Genomic DNA, 13,812 nt, shown 5'->3' on the forward strand with positions numbered 1-13,812 from the left:
ATCCGACGGCCGAACCGATAGCCGACGGTTCCGTGTCCCCGGCCGTCCCCGGTCTCCGTCCGACCCACCACCGCCCGGCGACCGTGTCGCGAGAGTTGAAACCGGATAGCGACCCAGCCAGCCCATGCTCGCGGTCACCGGCGGGAAGGGCGGGACGGGAAAGACGACGACGGCGCTCGGGCTGGCTCGGGCGTTCGGGAGCGACGAAACGGCCGCGGTCGCGGTCGACGCCGACTGGGATCTGCCGGATCTGGGTGCGCTCGCCGGCGTACGTCGGCGTGTCACGTACCCCGATCGGGAGGACGAGGAGTCGCCGCTAACTGCCGCAGTTGCCGACGGCGTCGCGCCGGGGGCCCGGATCCTCCCCGCGCCGACCGACGGCCGCGACCGCGACCTCCGGGAGTCGCTCCGGGCGACCGCCGCGTCGGCGCCGCGGGACACCCGGGTGCTCGTCGACTGTCCCGCGGGGGCCGCACCGGACGCGGTCGCGCCGTTGCGGGTCGCCGACGGCGCGCTGCTGGTGACCGAACCCTGCGCGCCGGCGCTCCGCGACGCCGCGAAGACCGCCGCCATCGCCAGGCGACTGGGCACGCCCCTCGTGGGCGCCGTCGTGACTCGGTCGACCGCCGTTCCGCCGGGCGTGCGGGATCTCCTCGGGTGTCCGGTCGTCTCCCGAGTGCCTCGTGCGTCGGTTCGCGCGGATCGGGATGGAGGGACGAACGGGCCCGCCCCCGTGCTCGATGACGATCGGGTCGCCGAGCCGTACGCGCGGGCCGCGGACGCGATAGCCTCAGACGTGACCGAGTGAAGCCGAGCCGACACGAGCGTGAGAAACGGTTATGTCGCGCCGGACCGTTACTCGACCGCATGACGGATCGACTCTCGACCGGGATCGACGTGCTCGACCGCCGTCTCGACGGCGGGATCCCGGCCGGGAGCATCGTGCTGTTCTCGGCGGACCCGGCGAGCCAGTCGGAGCTGCTGCTGTACGAGCTCACGGACGCGCGCGGCACGCTGTACCTCACGACGCTGCGCTCGGATCAGGCCGTACAGGACGCGCTCGATCGGACCAAATCCCGGGTGGGAACCCCGACCGTTCGCGACATCGGGGGGGACGCCCCGCTGGACGCGGCGAACCGGCTCGTCAGCGCGCTCCCCGAGAACGCCAACCTCGTCGTCGACGTGGTCGACCCGCTGGAGCGGGCCGACCGCTCGCGGTACCGGCGCTTCCTCACCGAACTGCAGACGGCGATGGTCAACACCGAGAGCGTCGCCTTCCTGCACGCGATGAAACAGGACGACGATCCGCGGAACCGCGCGATGACGGAGCACGTCGCCGACGTGGTGTGGGACCTCGACACGCAGGTGCGCGGCTCGGACGTGGTCAACAAGCTCGCCGTCCCGAAGTTCCGGGGCGGCCGCGCGCTCGACGAGACGGTGAAGCTGAAGCTCGAGGAGCGCGTCGCCATCGACACGTCCCGGGACATCGCGTAGTCGCCCCGTTCGGGGCGAGCACACGGAGCCCTCGCGTGTCGGCGTCCTCGGTATCTGCTACAGTAGCTGTCCGGTCGCGACAGGGACGACTTCGCCGCCGACCTCGATCGCCGGCTCGCCGTCCGCGTCGCGCTCGGCTCGGAGGTGGAGCCGCGACGGGCGCCCCATCTCGTACCCCTGCTCGACGGTCGCGGCGACCGGTCCCTCCCCGAGGTAGCGGTGTTCGAGGAGCCACCCGGCGAGACAGCCGGCGGCCGACCCGGTGGCTGAGTCCTCCGGAACGCCGGCCCAGTCGGCGAACACCCTCGCGTGGAGGTCTCCGCCCTCGACGCCGCCGCGGGCGAACGCGAGGACGTTGTGGCCGCCGTACTCGTCGATGAACTCCCCGTACGCGGGCTCGGTGGTGGCCGCGCGCTCGACCGCGTCGACCGACGCGAGCGGGACCACCAGCGTCGGGAGGCCGGTCGACACCGCCCGCACCGGGTACTCGGCGTCGACGTCGGCGGTGTCGAGACCGAGCACGTCGGCGGCGACCCCGGCGGGAACCGTCTCGCCGAACTCGGGCGGGATCTGGCGCATCCAGTACTCCTCGCGGGCGTCGTCACCGGCGGAACCGGCGCGGGTGCGTTCGACCCACACGTCGATCGGGCCGACGCCGAGGTTCAGCGTCAGCTCGTCGCGGACTGGATCGCGGCCCGTCGGCGTATCTTCGGCGACGGCGCTCGCTTCCCCCTCGTCGCCCGTCGCGGCGTCCCCGTCAGCCACCTCCCGCAGCACCGCCGCGGTGCCGAGCGTCGGGTGGCCCGCGAACGGGATCTCCTCGGCCGGGTCGAAGATCCGGACGTCGTGGCCGCCGTCCGTCGTCCCCTCGACGAAGGTGCACTCCGAGAAGTTGGTCTCGCGAGTGAGCGCGAGCAAGTCCTCCTCGGGGAGGTCCGCCGTGTCGTGAAACACGGCGAGCTGGTTGCCGGTGAAACGCTCGCCGTCGCGGGCGAACACGTCGACCACGTGGAACCGGTGACCGGTCATGTCGACGACTCCGTCGGGGGCGGTCATGGGCGTATCGGCGCCGTGCGAGCCGTTCGCGCGGGAGCCGTCGGAGCGCGCCGCTTAACCGCCTCCGGTAGTTATCGGGGTGCAATGAGTCAGCGGAGCGAGGGCGACCTCACCCGAACGGGGATGTCGCTCAAACACGACCGCGAGTGGGACTACGAACTCGATCGCATCGTCGAGGCGGTCGAGGAGCGCGACGCCGACAAGGTCGGGCTGCAGTTCCCCGAGGGGCTGAAGCGCCGCGCGCCCGCGGTCGCCGACGACCTCCGGGAGCTGACCGACGACGTGACGTACCTCATCTCGGGGCAGCCCTGCTACGGCGCCTGCGACCTCGACACCTACCTGATGCGACGGTGCGACGTGTTCGTCCACTTCGGCCACTCGCCGATGAAGGACTCGGACAAGATCATCTACGTCCCCCTCTTCTCCAACGTCGACCCCTTCCCGATCATGGAGGAGTCGCTGGCGGAACTCGAGGACCCCGAGGACGACCCCGACGTGGGGCTCGTGACGACCGCCCAGCACATGAACCTCTTCGGCGACATGGTCGACTGGCTGGAGGAGCGCGGCTACGAGGTCCACACCCGTCGCGGCGACGACCGCCTCACCCACGAGGGACAGGTGCTCGGCTGCAACTACGCCAGCGCCGACATCGACGCCGACCAGGTCCTGTACGTCGGCGGGGGGAAGTTCCACCCGCTCGGCCTCGCGATGGAACACCCCGACAAGACGGTCGTCATCGGCGACCCCGTCAACAACGTCGTGACGATCGCCGACACCGAGAAGTTCCTGAAGCAGCGCTACGGCGCCGTCCACCGCGCGATGGACGCCGACACCTTCGGCGTCATCTTCTGTACGAAGATCGGCCAGGGCCGCTGGGACAAGGCCGAGGAGATCGTCGAGAACAACGAGAACGCCCACCTCATCACGATGGACGAGGTGACGCCGGACCGCCTGCGCAACTTCGACTTCGACGCGTTCGTCAACACCGGCTGCCCGCGGATCACCACCGACGACGGCCCGCGGTTCCACAAGCCGATGCTCACGCCCGGCGAGTACGAGATCGCCGTCGGCAACGAGCCGCTCGAGGACCTGGAGTTCGACACCTTCCACGGGACCTGGTAGGCGGGCCGGAGTCGACCGCCCGCTCGCCGTCGTCGGTTCCGTTCCGGGGTCGATATCGATCGTCGGTGTCGTCACGCGAGCATCGGGGGCCGTCGCCCGCTCACCGGAAACTATTCACCGCGGGCGAGACCTCTCCCGACGATGCCCTCCACATGGAAGCCTACCCCGCGTAGCGTCGGCGGCGCCCCCGCGGTAGTCGCTGCGATCGCCGCGACCGCCACGCTGGCGGTGGTCGCCGTCGCCGGCGTCGCGACCGCACAGCCCGGCGTGACCGACCCGCGGTCCTCGCTCGACCTCGGAACGAGGCTCGCGGTGAACGTCGGCGCCGGATTCGTGGTCAACCTCCTCCTCGGCGGCGCGCTCGTCGCGCTCGGCCCGGACTACGCCGCACGAAAGCTCGACGAGTTCCGCGACGACGCCGGCGAGACGGTCGTCTGGGGCCTGATCGTCGGGATCGGCGTCCCGATCGCGCTGGCGGTCCTCGCGATCACGATCATCGGACTGGTGGTCGCCATTCCCGGAGTGTTCGTCCTCGCGGTCGTCGGGCTCGTCGGATCCGCCGTGATGGTCGGGATAGTCGGCAGTTTTCTCACCCATGGGGACGACCCGGACGGGACGGCGGTGCTGGTCGGCGCCCTCGTGTTGGCGCTCGCGACGGCGATCCCGGTGCTGGGCGGCCTGATCAACTGGCTCGTGACTCTCCCGGGCGTCGGAATGGTCGGCCACGACCTCTATCGCTCCTGGCGCGACTGAGCGTAGCCCTCGGAGGATCAGGTCGCGGACTGCCCGAACGTCTGCGCGTCGACCACCGCCACGCACTCGGCGATGTTGTCGCGCATCGCCGCGAACTCGAGCGTTCGATGCGTTCTCGATGACATGTCCTCGTCGGGGATGTGCGTCGACATATGCTTTCGGGGGACGGTGGGACCGGTGATTGTTACCCGGTCGTTGCGGGAGCGGTAGCCCGTCACTTCCGGAAGCGAGACGGCCGCCGTCCCCGAGACAGCCACGACCTTCAGGACGGGGAGGCGTCCACGATAGCCGCGGATACCGGTCGCGTCGAGTCGATAGGTCTTAGCGCTCATGCCCGGAAGCGGGAGCCATGAGCGACGCGAGCGATCCGGCGATCACGTCCGACTGGGGCGACTGGCTCCCGCGAACTATCGAGGCCGCCGAGCCCGACGGCGTGGCGGTGTGGTACCTCGGCTGCAACGGCTTCGTTCTGAAGGGCGCCGACGAGACGAGCCTCTGGATCGACCCGTACGTCGGATTGGGGGACCCGCCGCGGACCGTCCGGATGATCCCGGTGCCGTTCGACCCCCACGACGTGTACGACGCCGACGCGGTGCTGGCGACCCACGAGCATACCGACCACACGCACGGCCCCTCGCAGGCGCCGATCCTGGCGAACTCCGGGGCGGACTTCTACGCCGCCGACGACTCCCTCGAGGTCACGGACGACGAGGGCTGGACCGACCACTGGGACGTGGACCACGGGCAACTGAACGAGATCGAGGAGGGCGACTCGTTCTCCGTCGGGGGCTTCGACGTCGACGTCGTTCGGGTCTCCGACGCCGACGCGACGCACCCGGTCGGCTACGTGATCCGGTACGGCGACACGACCGTCTTCCACGGCGGCGACACGAAGCCCCACGACGGCTTCGCCGACCTCGGAGCCGAGTACGACATCGATCTGGCGGTCGTCGCGTTCGGCTCCGTCGGGCGCGTCCCGGACAAACGGACGCGCGAGCCACAGCGCACGCGCTGGTACTGCGACGAGAACCAAGCCGTCGAGATCGCGGAGGCGCTGGGTGCCGCCCGCATGCTCCCGAGCCACTGGGACATGTGGAAGGGACTGACGGCCGACCCGACCGCACTTCACGAACACGTTCGCGGCTTCGAGTACCCCGAACGACTCGACATCGTCGAGATCGGCGACCGACTCGACCTCTGAGGGACGAACCCGGTTCGACCGTCCGTCCCCGACACGTGTGAGCGCACGGTCACGAACCCTCAGGATTTTTCACTCCCTCTCAACAGTCGAGTGTCATGGACCACGCCCTCGCAGTCGTCGGACCGACGGAAACCGCGAAGACGCTGACACAGGAGGCGGGCGAACTCGCCGCCGGCGTCGACGCAGACCTCACGCTGTTGTACGTCGCCGACGAGGACGAGTACGACGAGAAGCGCAAGCAGCTCGCGGAGGTGACCCGGGGCAACTCCACGTACAGCGTGGGTCAGGCCGTCGAGGGGGCCCGGGCGTACGCCTCGGACATCGGGCGCGAGGTGCTGGACGACGTCGACATCGAGTACGAGGCCGTCGGCATGGTCGGCGAACGGGCCGAGACCGTCCTGTCCGAGGCGCGTCGGCGCGGCTGTGACCACCTCTTCATCTCCGGGCGCAAGCGCTCGCCGACCGGCAAGGCGCTGTTCGGCGACGACACCCAGCGCGTCATCCTCGAGTCCAACGTGCCCGTCACCGTCGTCACCGAGTAGCGTCCGCGGGGGCGACGCCGGAGGGCGTACTCGCCGACCGCACCGGAGCCGTGGACCGCGTTCCGGCGGCCTCGCGGGCTGTCGATACGATAATCGGCCCGGTGACTTTTTATATCGTACCGGGTTCGATGTACCCATGAGCCAGGGGCCCGATGTCACCGACGTCGTCACCGTCGAGGAGGACGGCGTCACCGTCGAGAAGCGATTCACCGCCGACGAGTTCCCCGTCCCCGCGATCGAGTTCACCCTCCGCTCGGACCGCGAGGACGCGGCCGAGTTCCGCCTCGTCGACGAGATCCCGGAGGACTTCCCGATGGACCGCATCGGGTTCCACCCGGAGTACGAGTCCGAGCACTGGACGGCGTATCAGGACCACCGCGTCGAGTACCGCCGCCGGCTCGACGCCGGCGAGGAGGTGGTCACCGTGTACGGGATCCGAACCGACGACCCCGGGGAGGGCGACCGGTTCCTCGGGACGCCGACGGTCGCCGAGGTGGCGGAGGACGACGACCCCGTCGGCGACGTGGCCGACGTGATCGGCGACGACTCCTCGCAGGCCGTCCGCGACGTGCTCGCCGGGGACGACACCGACGACGAGCCCGCGGACGACGACGGGTCCGACGGCCTCGACCTCGCCGGCGCGGAGGCGGACCTGGACGCCGGCGAGCCGACCGACCCGCTCGCGGCGGAGGGGAGCGACGACGAACTCGGCCCGGCGGACGAGGCGATGGACGAGGAGTCACCCACGGACCCCCTCGATGACCTGTCGGACGCCGAGGAGGGCGCAGGAGCCGACGAGGGTGGGGCGGCCGGCGACGACTCGACCGACGGCGACGTGTCCGACCCCGACGGTCTGCTCGATCTCGAACCGGGCGAGGACGACGCGGCCGACGACACGGAGGACGACCCCGGCGCCGAGGTCGACGCCGATGCCCCCCTCGACCTCGACGGCGAACCCGCAGCGGCCGAGGACGACGACCCCGCCGAACCGGACGCCGCCGGCGACGCGGTCGACGAGCCTGACGAGGACGGCGACGTCGCCGGCGAGGTCGAGGAGGTCGAGGAGGTCGACGACGCCGCCGAGGTCGACGATGACGACACCGACGAATCGGACCGAGCGGCCGTCGTCGCCGCCGACGAGGGCGCGGGGGCCGCCGGCGGCGGCGTCGCCGCGGCGCTCGCCGAGGAGCTTCGCGCCGGCAGGGTCTCCGAGGAGGACCGCGAGGTGCTCAAGGAGGAACTGGAGCTCGATCACTCGACGAGCGTCGACGCCCGCATCTCCCGGCTCCAGTCGAAGGTCGAGGACATGGCGGCCTACTCGGACGCCCTGGAGGAGTTCATCGACGAGAACGGCCTCGCCAGCGAGTGGATGGACGGCCTGCAGGCCGACCTCGACGAGCTGACCGAGGACATCGGCGACGCCCGTGAGGAGATCGCCGACGCGGCCGACGAGCGCGCGTCCATGCGCGACGAGGTCGACTCGGTACGGGAGGAAGCACGGACCGCAAGCGAGGACGCCCGGTCCGCCAGCGAGGACGCGGCGGCGGTCCGCGAGGAGATGGACGCCGTCGGCGAGGAGGTCGACACGCTGCGCGAGGACGTGGACGAGCTGGGCGACGAGGTCGGCGACACCGCCGAATCGCTCGAGGAGTCGCTCGACGAGGTCCGCGCCGACCTCGACGAGCTCTCCGAGGAGGTCGCCGACGAGGACGAGGCCGTCGCCGAGGTGCGCGACGAGCTGGCGTCGCTGGGCGAGGAGGTCGAGTCGGTCTCGGCGCTCGTCGACGACGAGCTGTCCGAGATGCGCGCGGAGTTGGAGGAGGTCCACGACGACCTCGAGGAGTTCGAGGAGTTCCGGACGCGGCTCTCCTCGGTGTTCGGTCCCGGCGGCGCGGCCGGAGGCGACGGAGCCGACGACGCCGGAACCGACGACGAGGAGTAACACGGGTCCCCTCCCGGAGGTTCCGCGACCCGCATCGGGGTCGACCGGGGCGTGCCGGAAACGCGCCGCTTTTGCACCGGGGTCACCACCGTCCGCCAATGAGCAGACCCGTCTCCGTCGCGGTCCCCCGGAAGGGGCGACCGCTGGAGGCAGCGCTGGAGCGGCTCGCGGCTGTCGGCGGCGACGACGCGACGGCGCTGGCAGACGACGTGTCCTCGACGCTTCGGTACGAGAAGGCGATCACCAAGGGCGACGACCGCGACGAACGCGGCGTGTACGCCAGGCTCGCGGCCTACAGCGACCCGGAGGGCCGCGGACCCGAGTACACGCTGGTTCGGGACGACCGCGAGGGACACCCTCGACGGATCGTCTTCGACTCGGCGCTGATCGAGGTCGACGGCCACGAGGTCCGCCTCGTCGGTCGCGAGGAGCCGTTTCGCGCGCTTCGGACCCACGAGTTCGCGCTGGGGTTCGACTCCGCGGATCTCGTGTTGGAGGAGGTCGTCGGCCTGGAACCCGATGGGCTCTCGGACCTCTCGGACGTGAACGCCCGAATCGACCCCCGCGACACCGACGTACGCATCGCGACCGGACTCGGCGACACCGTCCGACACACGCTGATGGCGACCCCCGAGACGCTGCCGTCGGGCGCCGATCTCGACCGGTCGTTCGTCGCCGACTACGAGGGGCCGCTCTGTATCTCGCCGCGCTACGAGCGCCTCGTCGAGGCGATCCTCGGCACGGACGCCCTCGAGGGCGTGGAGTTCGTCTACCCGGACGCCGGGCAGGAGGAGGAGGCGGCGATCGCCGAGACCGGCCTCGGCGTCTACCTCACCGTCACCGGTGGGACCGCCCGGGAGCACGGGCTCGTGCTCGGGGAGGATCTGTTCCCCAGCGAGACCGTCCTGATGGAGAACGAGGCGGAGGCGACTCGCGCGACCCGATCCCTCGAGATCGCGCTCGCCAGCGACATCGACACCGCACTGGCGCCCGAGTGAACCGGGCGGGCCGTCCGTCCCCGCGAGGCCGTTCCCGAGCCGACCGCTTGAGGTCCGTCTCGACGCCGCGCTCGCGGCGTCCATCGTGTGGATCGGACACAATGAGCAGTATTATTTAGGACGACCGATATCTGTGTCGCGATGACAGCTTCCCCTCCGGTCGTCCTGTACGTCGATCCGGATCCGGGGAGCTGCGACCGGGCCGCGGAGGAACTGCACCGTGCGCTGCCGGAGGCGACGGTCGTCACCGTCGGCTCCGCCGACGCGGCGCTCGGCGTCGTCGCCGACGCTCGACGGGTCGACGGCGTCGTCAGCGCGTACGACCTGCCGGACGGGCACGGGCTCGATCTGCTCGCGGAGGTACGCGACGAGCGCGGCGAGACCCCGTTCGTCCTCTTCCCCGACGAGGGGAGCGAGGCGATCGCGAGCGACGCGATCACGGCGGGCGTCTCCGAGTACGTTCGGGAGGACCGACGCGATCCGTATCGGACGCTCGCCCGTCGCGTCCGGGAGACGATCGATCGACACTCTAACGACCGACACACGGACGACAGTACCGCGGGTGCGGACCACGTACGCCGCCGACTGCTCGTCGAGCGGACGGATCAGCCGATGGCGGTGGTCGAGGACGGTCGACACCGGCTGGTCAACGAGGCCTACGTCGACCTCGTGGGCCTCCCCCGCGACCGGGTCCTCGGGTCGACCGACGACGACCTGTTCCCGGCGGCGGTGGCCGACGACCTCCGCGACCACGGCGAGGGCGCGCTCGCCGACGGCGAGCGCCGAGAACACCGCATCGAGACGGACCTTGGTGGCGAGGAACGCGTTCTCGACGTCGTCCACTTTCCGGAGGCGGAGGACACGCGGAACGACCGTTCGATGGTCGGCCGGACGATACGGGACGTGACCGATCGGGTCGAGCGCGAGGAGCTGCTCCGCACGGAGCGCGACCGACTCGAGGCCCTGTCGAGCGCGGTCGCACACGACGCGCGAAACGCGATCCAGGTCATCCGCGGCCGGGCAATGCTCATCGAGGAATCGCTTCCGCCGGACGCCGACGAGCCACTGGAACACCTGTCCGGGCTGGAGCTCGGTGTGGACCGAATGGACCACCTCGTCTCGTCGCTGGAGTCGCTGCGCGGCGTGAGCGACCCGGTCACCGACCCCGTCCCGGTGTCGATCGCCGAGGCCGCGCGGGACGCGTGGGCGACGGTCGATGCGCCGGACGCGAGACTGCGGGTTCGAGCCGATCAGACGATGCTCGGCGACCCCGCGCGGATACGAACGCTGCTCGAGAACCTCTTCAGGAACAGCGTCGAACACGCGCCCTCGACGGACGGGCGCAGGGCCGAACCCGCCGCGGATCCGATAGACTGCGGGGACCCGTCCGGAACCGACGCGGGTCACGATTCGAACCCGACCGGCGAGGGTGCGCCTCCCTCGGTGACGGTCACGGTCGACGCCCTCGACGGCGTCCGCGGGTTCGCGGTGAGCGACGACGGGGACGGGATCCCCGACTCCGAGCGGGAGCAGGTCCTGGAGTTCGGCTACTCCCTGGACGGCGGGACGGGGCTCGGGCTCGGTATCGTCTCGGGGATCGTGGACGCCCACGGCTGGAGCGTCGACCTCGCTGACTCGGACCCGGGCGGCGCACGCTTCGAGTTCCGCCAGGAGACGCTCGACTCGTTCGTCTCGTAGCCGGACTGCGTACCTGAACGGTCTGTGCGTGGACTGACGAGGGTCGGGTCGACCGACACATTCTATATCGCGATATATGATTTACGTGGCGCTGTCGGTGCGGGGATCCGTTCCGGGGCCGACAGCACGGTCGGCGGGTCGATCGTCAGACTGACGCCGGGACCGCCGATAGCGCACGTCATGTTCGATTCACTGTTCGCGGACGGCAGGCAGCCGGTGATCGGAATGGTCCATCTCCCGGCGCTCCCGGGAGCGCCGAAGTACGACGGCGACCGCGAGGCGATCATCGAGACGGCCGAGCGCGACGCGCGCCGGCTTGCGGCTGGCGGCGTCGACGCGATCATGGTTGAGAACTTCGGCGACGCCCCGTTCTACCCGGACGACGTGCCCAAGCACGTCGTCGCGAGCATGACCCGCGCGACCCGGGCGGTCGTCGAGGAGACGGACGTCCCGGTGGGAGTGAACGTCCTCCGCAACGACGCTGACGCGGCGCTGTCGGTGGCCGCGGCCGCCAGCGGCGACTTCGTTCGCGTGAACATCCACACCGGCGCCCGCGTGACCGATCAGGGCGTCATCGACGGGACAGCCCACGAGACGATGCGCCTGCGCGATCGACTGGACGCGGACGTGGCGGTGCTCGCCGACCACGACGTGAAACACTCCGCGCCGATCGCCGCCCGGGGGTTCTCCGCCGAGTCCGTCGCCGACGGTGTCGAGCGCGGGCTCGCCGACGCTGTCGTCGTCAGCGGGAGCGGCACCGGCCACGAGACGGAGCGCTCGGATCTGGAACACGCGGTCGAACGGCGGGACGCGAACGACCTCGACACGCCGATCCTCGTCGGGAGCGGGGTCACCGCCGACACGGTCGCGGAAACACTCGAACTCGCAGACGGCGTCATTGTCGGGACGGCGCTCAAGGAGGACGGCGACGTGGGCAACCCGGTCTCCGAGGCCCGCGTTCGGGAGCTCGTCGAGGCTGCCCAGGCGTAGAGCCCCCGAGTCGGAACCGGCGAGCGCGGACTACCGGTCGGCGAGGAAGGCCTCGACCTCCCCTCGGGTCGCCAACCCCCCGCGAGCGCCCTCCTCCGTCACGTTCAACGCGGCGGCGGCCGCGGCGAAGCGCCCCGCCTCGCGAGCGTCGTCGCCGCCGAGCACCCAGCGGTCGATCAACGCCGCCACGTAGGCGTCGCCGGCGCCCGTCTCGTCGACGACAGTCACGTCGAACGCCGGCAGGTCGTGGAGCCCGTCATCGTCGCCGAGGACCGCGCCCTCCGGTCCGGCCGTGACGGCGACCCGACGGGCGCCCCGCGAGCGAAGCTCCGCGGCCGCCTCCCGGCCCGTACAGCCGAGGTACGACTCGGCGGCGACCTCGCCGACGACGAACAGTTCGGCCGCGTCGATCCACCGGTCGATCGTCCCCTCGCGCGCCCCGCGTCCGGCCAGCTCGGCGAGCGGCCCCGAGAGGTCGAAGACGAACGGCGGCGCGTCGGCCCGCTCTGCGATGTCGAGCGCGTCGTGGTGGACTGCGTCGGGGTTGTACGCGGTGAGGAACGCCGCGTCGGCGCCGGCGAGGAACGACCGGTCGGCGGCGGTCAGTTGGAGTCGCTTGGCGGAGTCGCCGGCGGTCACGATGCTCCGTTTCCCGTCGTCGTCCCGGAGTATCACACAGTGCGTACTCGTCTCGGCTTTTTGTCGGACATGGCTGGTGTCGATCGGGCTCTCGTCGAGATCCGCGGCGACCCGATCGCCCACGTCGCCGTCGCCGATCCGGGCGATCAGTCCCGCCGAGCGGCCGAGGCGGGCGCTCGCGGAGGCGACGTTCGCGCCGACGCCCCCGAACGCCTCGGCGACGTCGTCCGCGTAAGCGCCGCCGTCCGGCTCCGGGATGTTGGAGACGCGGTACGTCCGGTCCACGGTCGCCGCGCCGACGGTGACGACCTCGGGGGCGACCGGGACGGACCCATCGGCCGACGCTCCGTCGTCCGAGGCGTCCGCGGCGTCGCGACCGTCCATCTCACTCCTCGACCAGCGGGAACTGCGCGAGGCGGGCGGCCGCCATGCCGGTCAGACCCCGTGCCGTCACCGAGTCCGTCGACCGCTCGCGGTGGCCGACGACCATCCCGTCGAAGTCGGCGACGGGAACGAACCGTACCTCGGTACCGTCGGGACCGACCTCGACCAGACAGTACCCCTGCGGGAACGAGCACGTCGTCGGCATCATCAGCTCGCGGACGGACCCCTCAAGGGCGGCCGAGGGCATGTGGAGGTGCCCGGTGAGCAACAGCGGGGCGTCGTGGCGTTCGAGCGTCTCGACGAACGGCTCCGGGTCGTCCATCTCCGGGGGGACGAACATGTCCGGCTCGGCCAGCTCGCGGTGCTCGTGCACCTGTTCGGACATGGCGGGGAGGTTGTGGTGTGCGAGCACGAGCGGCGTGTCGGCGTCCGCGAGCAGCTCGTCCAGCTCGTCGAGCTGATCGCCGGGAACGGTTCCGGCGTGCGAGTCGTAGAGCCACTCCTCGGTTCCCGCCGTGTTGACTCCGATCACGTCGATCCCACCGACGGCGACGTGAAACGGAAAACCCTGGCCGTCAGGCGTGTACCGCGCCTCGAACTCGGCCATCGGGAGGTTCTCGTGGTCGTACCCCTCCTTGGGCACGTCGTGGTTGCCCGGGATCGAGTAGAACGGGGCGTCGAGGTCCGCCGCGATCTCGTCGAACCGGTCGAAGTTCCACGGCTCGCCGTCCTTCGTGATGTCGCCCGCACACAGCGTCGCGTCCACGTCGCGACCGGCGATGTCGGCGACCGCGTTGGCGACGTGCTCCTCGGTGCGATCGAACAGTTTCGACGTGCCGGCCTCCTCCGTCGAGAGGTGTGGATCGGCGATGACGGCGACGCACGTCCGTTCGTCGGCGACCGGGCGATCGAGCGTTGCCATCAGCGTTCCCTCGGGGGAGCCGGATCTGTCGACCGGTATGACCATGGCAGTGCCGTGGGACACGCGTCTCA

At 70.8% G+C, this 13,812-nt stretch carries 14 protein-coding genes; 10 read left to right on the forward strand and 4 right to left on the reverse strand.

Annotation, left to right across the window (positions count from 1 at the left end):
* Window positions 1-124 precede the first annotated feature (124 nt).
* Both GRX01_RS06090 and GRX01_RS06095 read left to right on the forward strand, forming a co-directional pair.
* Window positions 125-808, forward strand: a complete 684-nt coding sequence (locus GRX01_RS06090) for a MinD/ParA family ATP-binding protein (RefSeq protein ID WP_159664527.1) — start codon at window positions 125-127, stop codon at window positions 806-808.
* Between the two features lie 59 nt (window positions 809-867).
* Window positions 868-1,494, forward strand: a complete 627-nt coding sequence (locus tag GRX01_RS06095) for an RAD55 family ATPase (protein ID WP_159664529.1) — start codon at window positions 868-870, stop codon at window positions 1,492-1,494.
* A gap of 57 nt (window positions 1,495-1,551) precedes the next feature.
* On the opposite strand, the gene GRX01_RS06100 is transcribed toward GRX01_RS06095, so the two are convergent.
* Window positions 1,552-2,523: a PhzF family phenazine biosynthesis protein gene (locus tag GRX01_RS06100; RefSeq protein WP_159664531.1), complete on the reverse strand. Its 972-nt coding sequence runs from the start codon at window positions 2,521-2,523 to the stop codon at window positions 1,552-1,554.
* A 111-nt stretch (window positions 2,524-2,634) separates the two neighbouring features.
* On the opposite strand from GRX01_RS06100, the gene dph2 reads away from it, so the two are divergent.
* Window positions 2,635-3,672: a diphthamide biosynthesis enzyme Dph2 gene (gene dph2, locus GRX01_RS06105; protein WP_159664533.1), complete on the forward strand. Its 1,038-nt coding sequence runs from the start codon at window positions 2,635-2,637 to the stop codon at window positions 3,670-3,672.
* Window positions 3,673-3,813: 141 nt separating this feature from the next.
* Window positions 3,814-4,425 (forward strand): hypothetical protein, encoded by a 612-nt coding sequence (locus tag GRX01_RS06110; protein WP_159664535.1) that lies wholly within the window; start codon window positions 3,814-3,816, stop codon window positions 4,423-4,425.
* A 17-nt stretch (window positions 4,426-4,442) separates the two neighbouring features.
* On the opposite strand, the gene GRX01_RS06115 is transcribed toward GRX01_RS06110, so the two are convergent.
* Window positions 4,443-4,757, reverse strand: a complete 315-nt coding sequence (locus GRX01_RS06115; RefSeq protein WP_159664537.1) for a hypothetical protein — start codon at window positions 4,755-4,757, stop codon at window positions 4,443-4,445.
* A gap of 17 nt (window positions 4,758-4,774) precedes the next feature.
* On the opposite strand from GRX01_RS06115, the gene GRX01_RS06120 reads away from it, so the two are divergent.
* The 6 genes from GRX01_RS06120 (at window position 4,775) to GRX01_RS06145 (ending at window position 11,796) form a co-directional block, all read left to right on the forward strand.
* Window positions 4,775-5,626 (forward strand): MBL fold metallo-hydrolase, encoded by an 852-nt coding sequence (locus GRX01_RS06120; RefSeq protein ID WP_159664539.1) that lies wholly within the window; start codon window positions 4,775-4,777, stop codon window positions 5,624-5,626.
* A 95-nt stretch (window positions 5,627-5,721) separates the two neighbouring features.
* On the forward strand, window positions 5,722-6,168 hold the full coding sequence (locus tag GRX01_RS06125) for a universal stress protein (protein ID WP_159664541.1): 447 nt from the start codon (window positions 5,722-5,724) through the stop codon (window positions 6,166-6,168).
* A 136-nt stretch (window positions 6,169-6,304) separates the two neighbouring features.
* Window positions 6,305-8,110, forward strand: a complete 1,806-nt coding sequence (locus GRX01_RS06130) for a hypothetical protein (RefSeq protein ID WP_159664543.1) — start codon at window positions 6,305-6,307, stop codon at window positions 8,108-8,110.
* A gap of 98 nt (window positions 8,111-8,208) precedes the next feature.
* Complete coding sequence (locus tag GRX01_RS06135; RefSeq protein ID WP_159664545.1) at window positions 8,209-9,108, forward strand: hypothetical protein; 900 nt, start codon at window positions 8,209-8,211, stop codon at window positions 9,106-9,108.
* Between the two features lie 141 nt (window positions 9,109-9,249).
* Window positions 9,250-10,806, forward strand: coding sequence for a hybrid sensor histidine kinase/response regulator (locus tag GRX01_RS06140; protein ID WP_159664547.1), 1,557 nt, complete (start codon window positions 9,250-9,252; stop codon window positions 10,804-10,806).
* A gap of 180 nt (window positions 10,807-10,986) precedes the next feature.
* Window positions 10,987-11,796: a BtpA/SgcQ family protein gene (locus tag GRX01_RS06145; protein WP_159664549.1), complete on the forward strand. Its 810-nt coding sequence runs from the start codon at window positions 10,987-10,989 to the stop codon at window positions 11,794-11,796.
* Window positions 11,797-11,826: 30 nt separating this feature from the next.
* Here GRX01_RS06145 and GRX01_RS06150 read toward each other — a convergent pair whose 3' ends face one another.
* Window positions 11,827-12,819, reverse strand: coding sequence for a carbohydrate kinase family protein (locus GRX01_RS06150; RefSeq protein ID WP_159664551.1), 993 nt, complete (start codon window positions 12,817-12,819; stop codon window positions 11,827-11,829).
* Between the two features lies 1 nt (window position 12,820).
* Window positions 12,821-13,786 carry a metallophosphoesterase family protein gene (locus GRX01_RS06155; RefSeq protein ID WP_159664553.1) on the reverse strand — a complete coding sequence of 322 codons (966 nt, stop codon included), beginning with the start codon at window positions 13,784-13,786 and terminating at the stop codon, window positions 12,821-12,823.
* Window positions 13,787-13,812: the final 26 nt, after the last annotated feature.

The sequence above is a fragment of the Halobaculum saliterrae genome, from assembly GCF_009831625.1.
GTDB lineage: Archaea > Halobacteriota > Halobacteria > Halobacteriales > Haloferacaceae > Halobaculum > Halobaculum saliterrae.

Coding starts and splice junctions, on each gene's coding strand:
- GRX01_RS06090 (WP_159664527.1), top strand. CDS start 125: ATGCTCGCGGTCACCGGCGGGAAGGGCGGGACGGGAAAGACGACGACG.
- GRX01_RS06095 (WP_159664529.1), top strand. CDS start 868: ATGACGGATCGACTCTCGACCGGGATCGACGTGCTCGACCGCCGTCTC.
- GRX01_RS06100 (WP_159664531.1), bottom strand. CDS start 2,523: ATGACCGGTCACCGGTTCCACGTGGTCGACGTGTTCGCCCGCGACGGC.
- dph2 (WP_159664533.1), top strand. CDS start 2,635: ATGAGTCAGCGGAGCGAGGGCGACCTCACCCGAACGGGGATGTCGCTC.
- GRX01_RS06110 (WP_159664535.1), top strand. CDS start 3,814: ATGCCCTCCACATGGAAGCCTACCCCGCGTAGCGTCGGCGGCGCCCCC.
- GRX01_RS06115 (WP_159664537.1), bottom strand. CDS start 4,757: ATGAGCGCTAAGACCTATCGACTCGACGCGACCGGTATCCGCGGCTAT.
- GRX01_RS06120 (WP_159664539.1), top strand. CDS start 4,775: ATGAGCGACGCGAGCGATCCGGCGATCACGTCCGACTGGGGCGACTGG.
- GRX01_RS06125 (WP_159664541.1), top strand. CDS start 5,722: ATGGACCACGCCCTCGCAGTCGTCGGACCGACGGAAACCGCGAAGACG.
- GRX01_RS06130 (WP_159664543.1), top strand. CDS start 6,305: ATGAGCCAGGGGCCCGATGTCACCGACGTCGTCACCGTCGAGGAGGAC.
- GRX01_RS06135 (WP_159664545.1), top strand. CDS start 8,209: ATGAGCAGACCCGTCTCCGTCGCGGTCCCCCGGAAGGGGCGACCGCTG.
- GRX01_RS06140 (WP_159664547.1), top strand. CDS start 9,250: ATGACAGCTTCCCCTCCGGTCGTCCTGTACGTCGATCCGGATCCGGGG.
- GRX01_RS06145 (WP_159664549.1), top strand. CDS start 10,987: ATGTTCGATTCACTGTTCGCGGACGGCAGGCAGCCGGTGATCGGAATG.
- GRX01_RS06150 (WP_159664551.1), bottom strand. CDS start 12,819: ATGGACGGTCGCGACGCCGCGGACGCCTCGGACGACGGAGCGTCGGCC.
- GRX01_RS06155 (WP_159664553.1), bottom strand. CDS start 13,786: ATGGTCATACCGGTCGACAGATCCGGCTCCCCCGAGGGAACGCTGATG.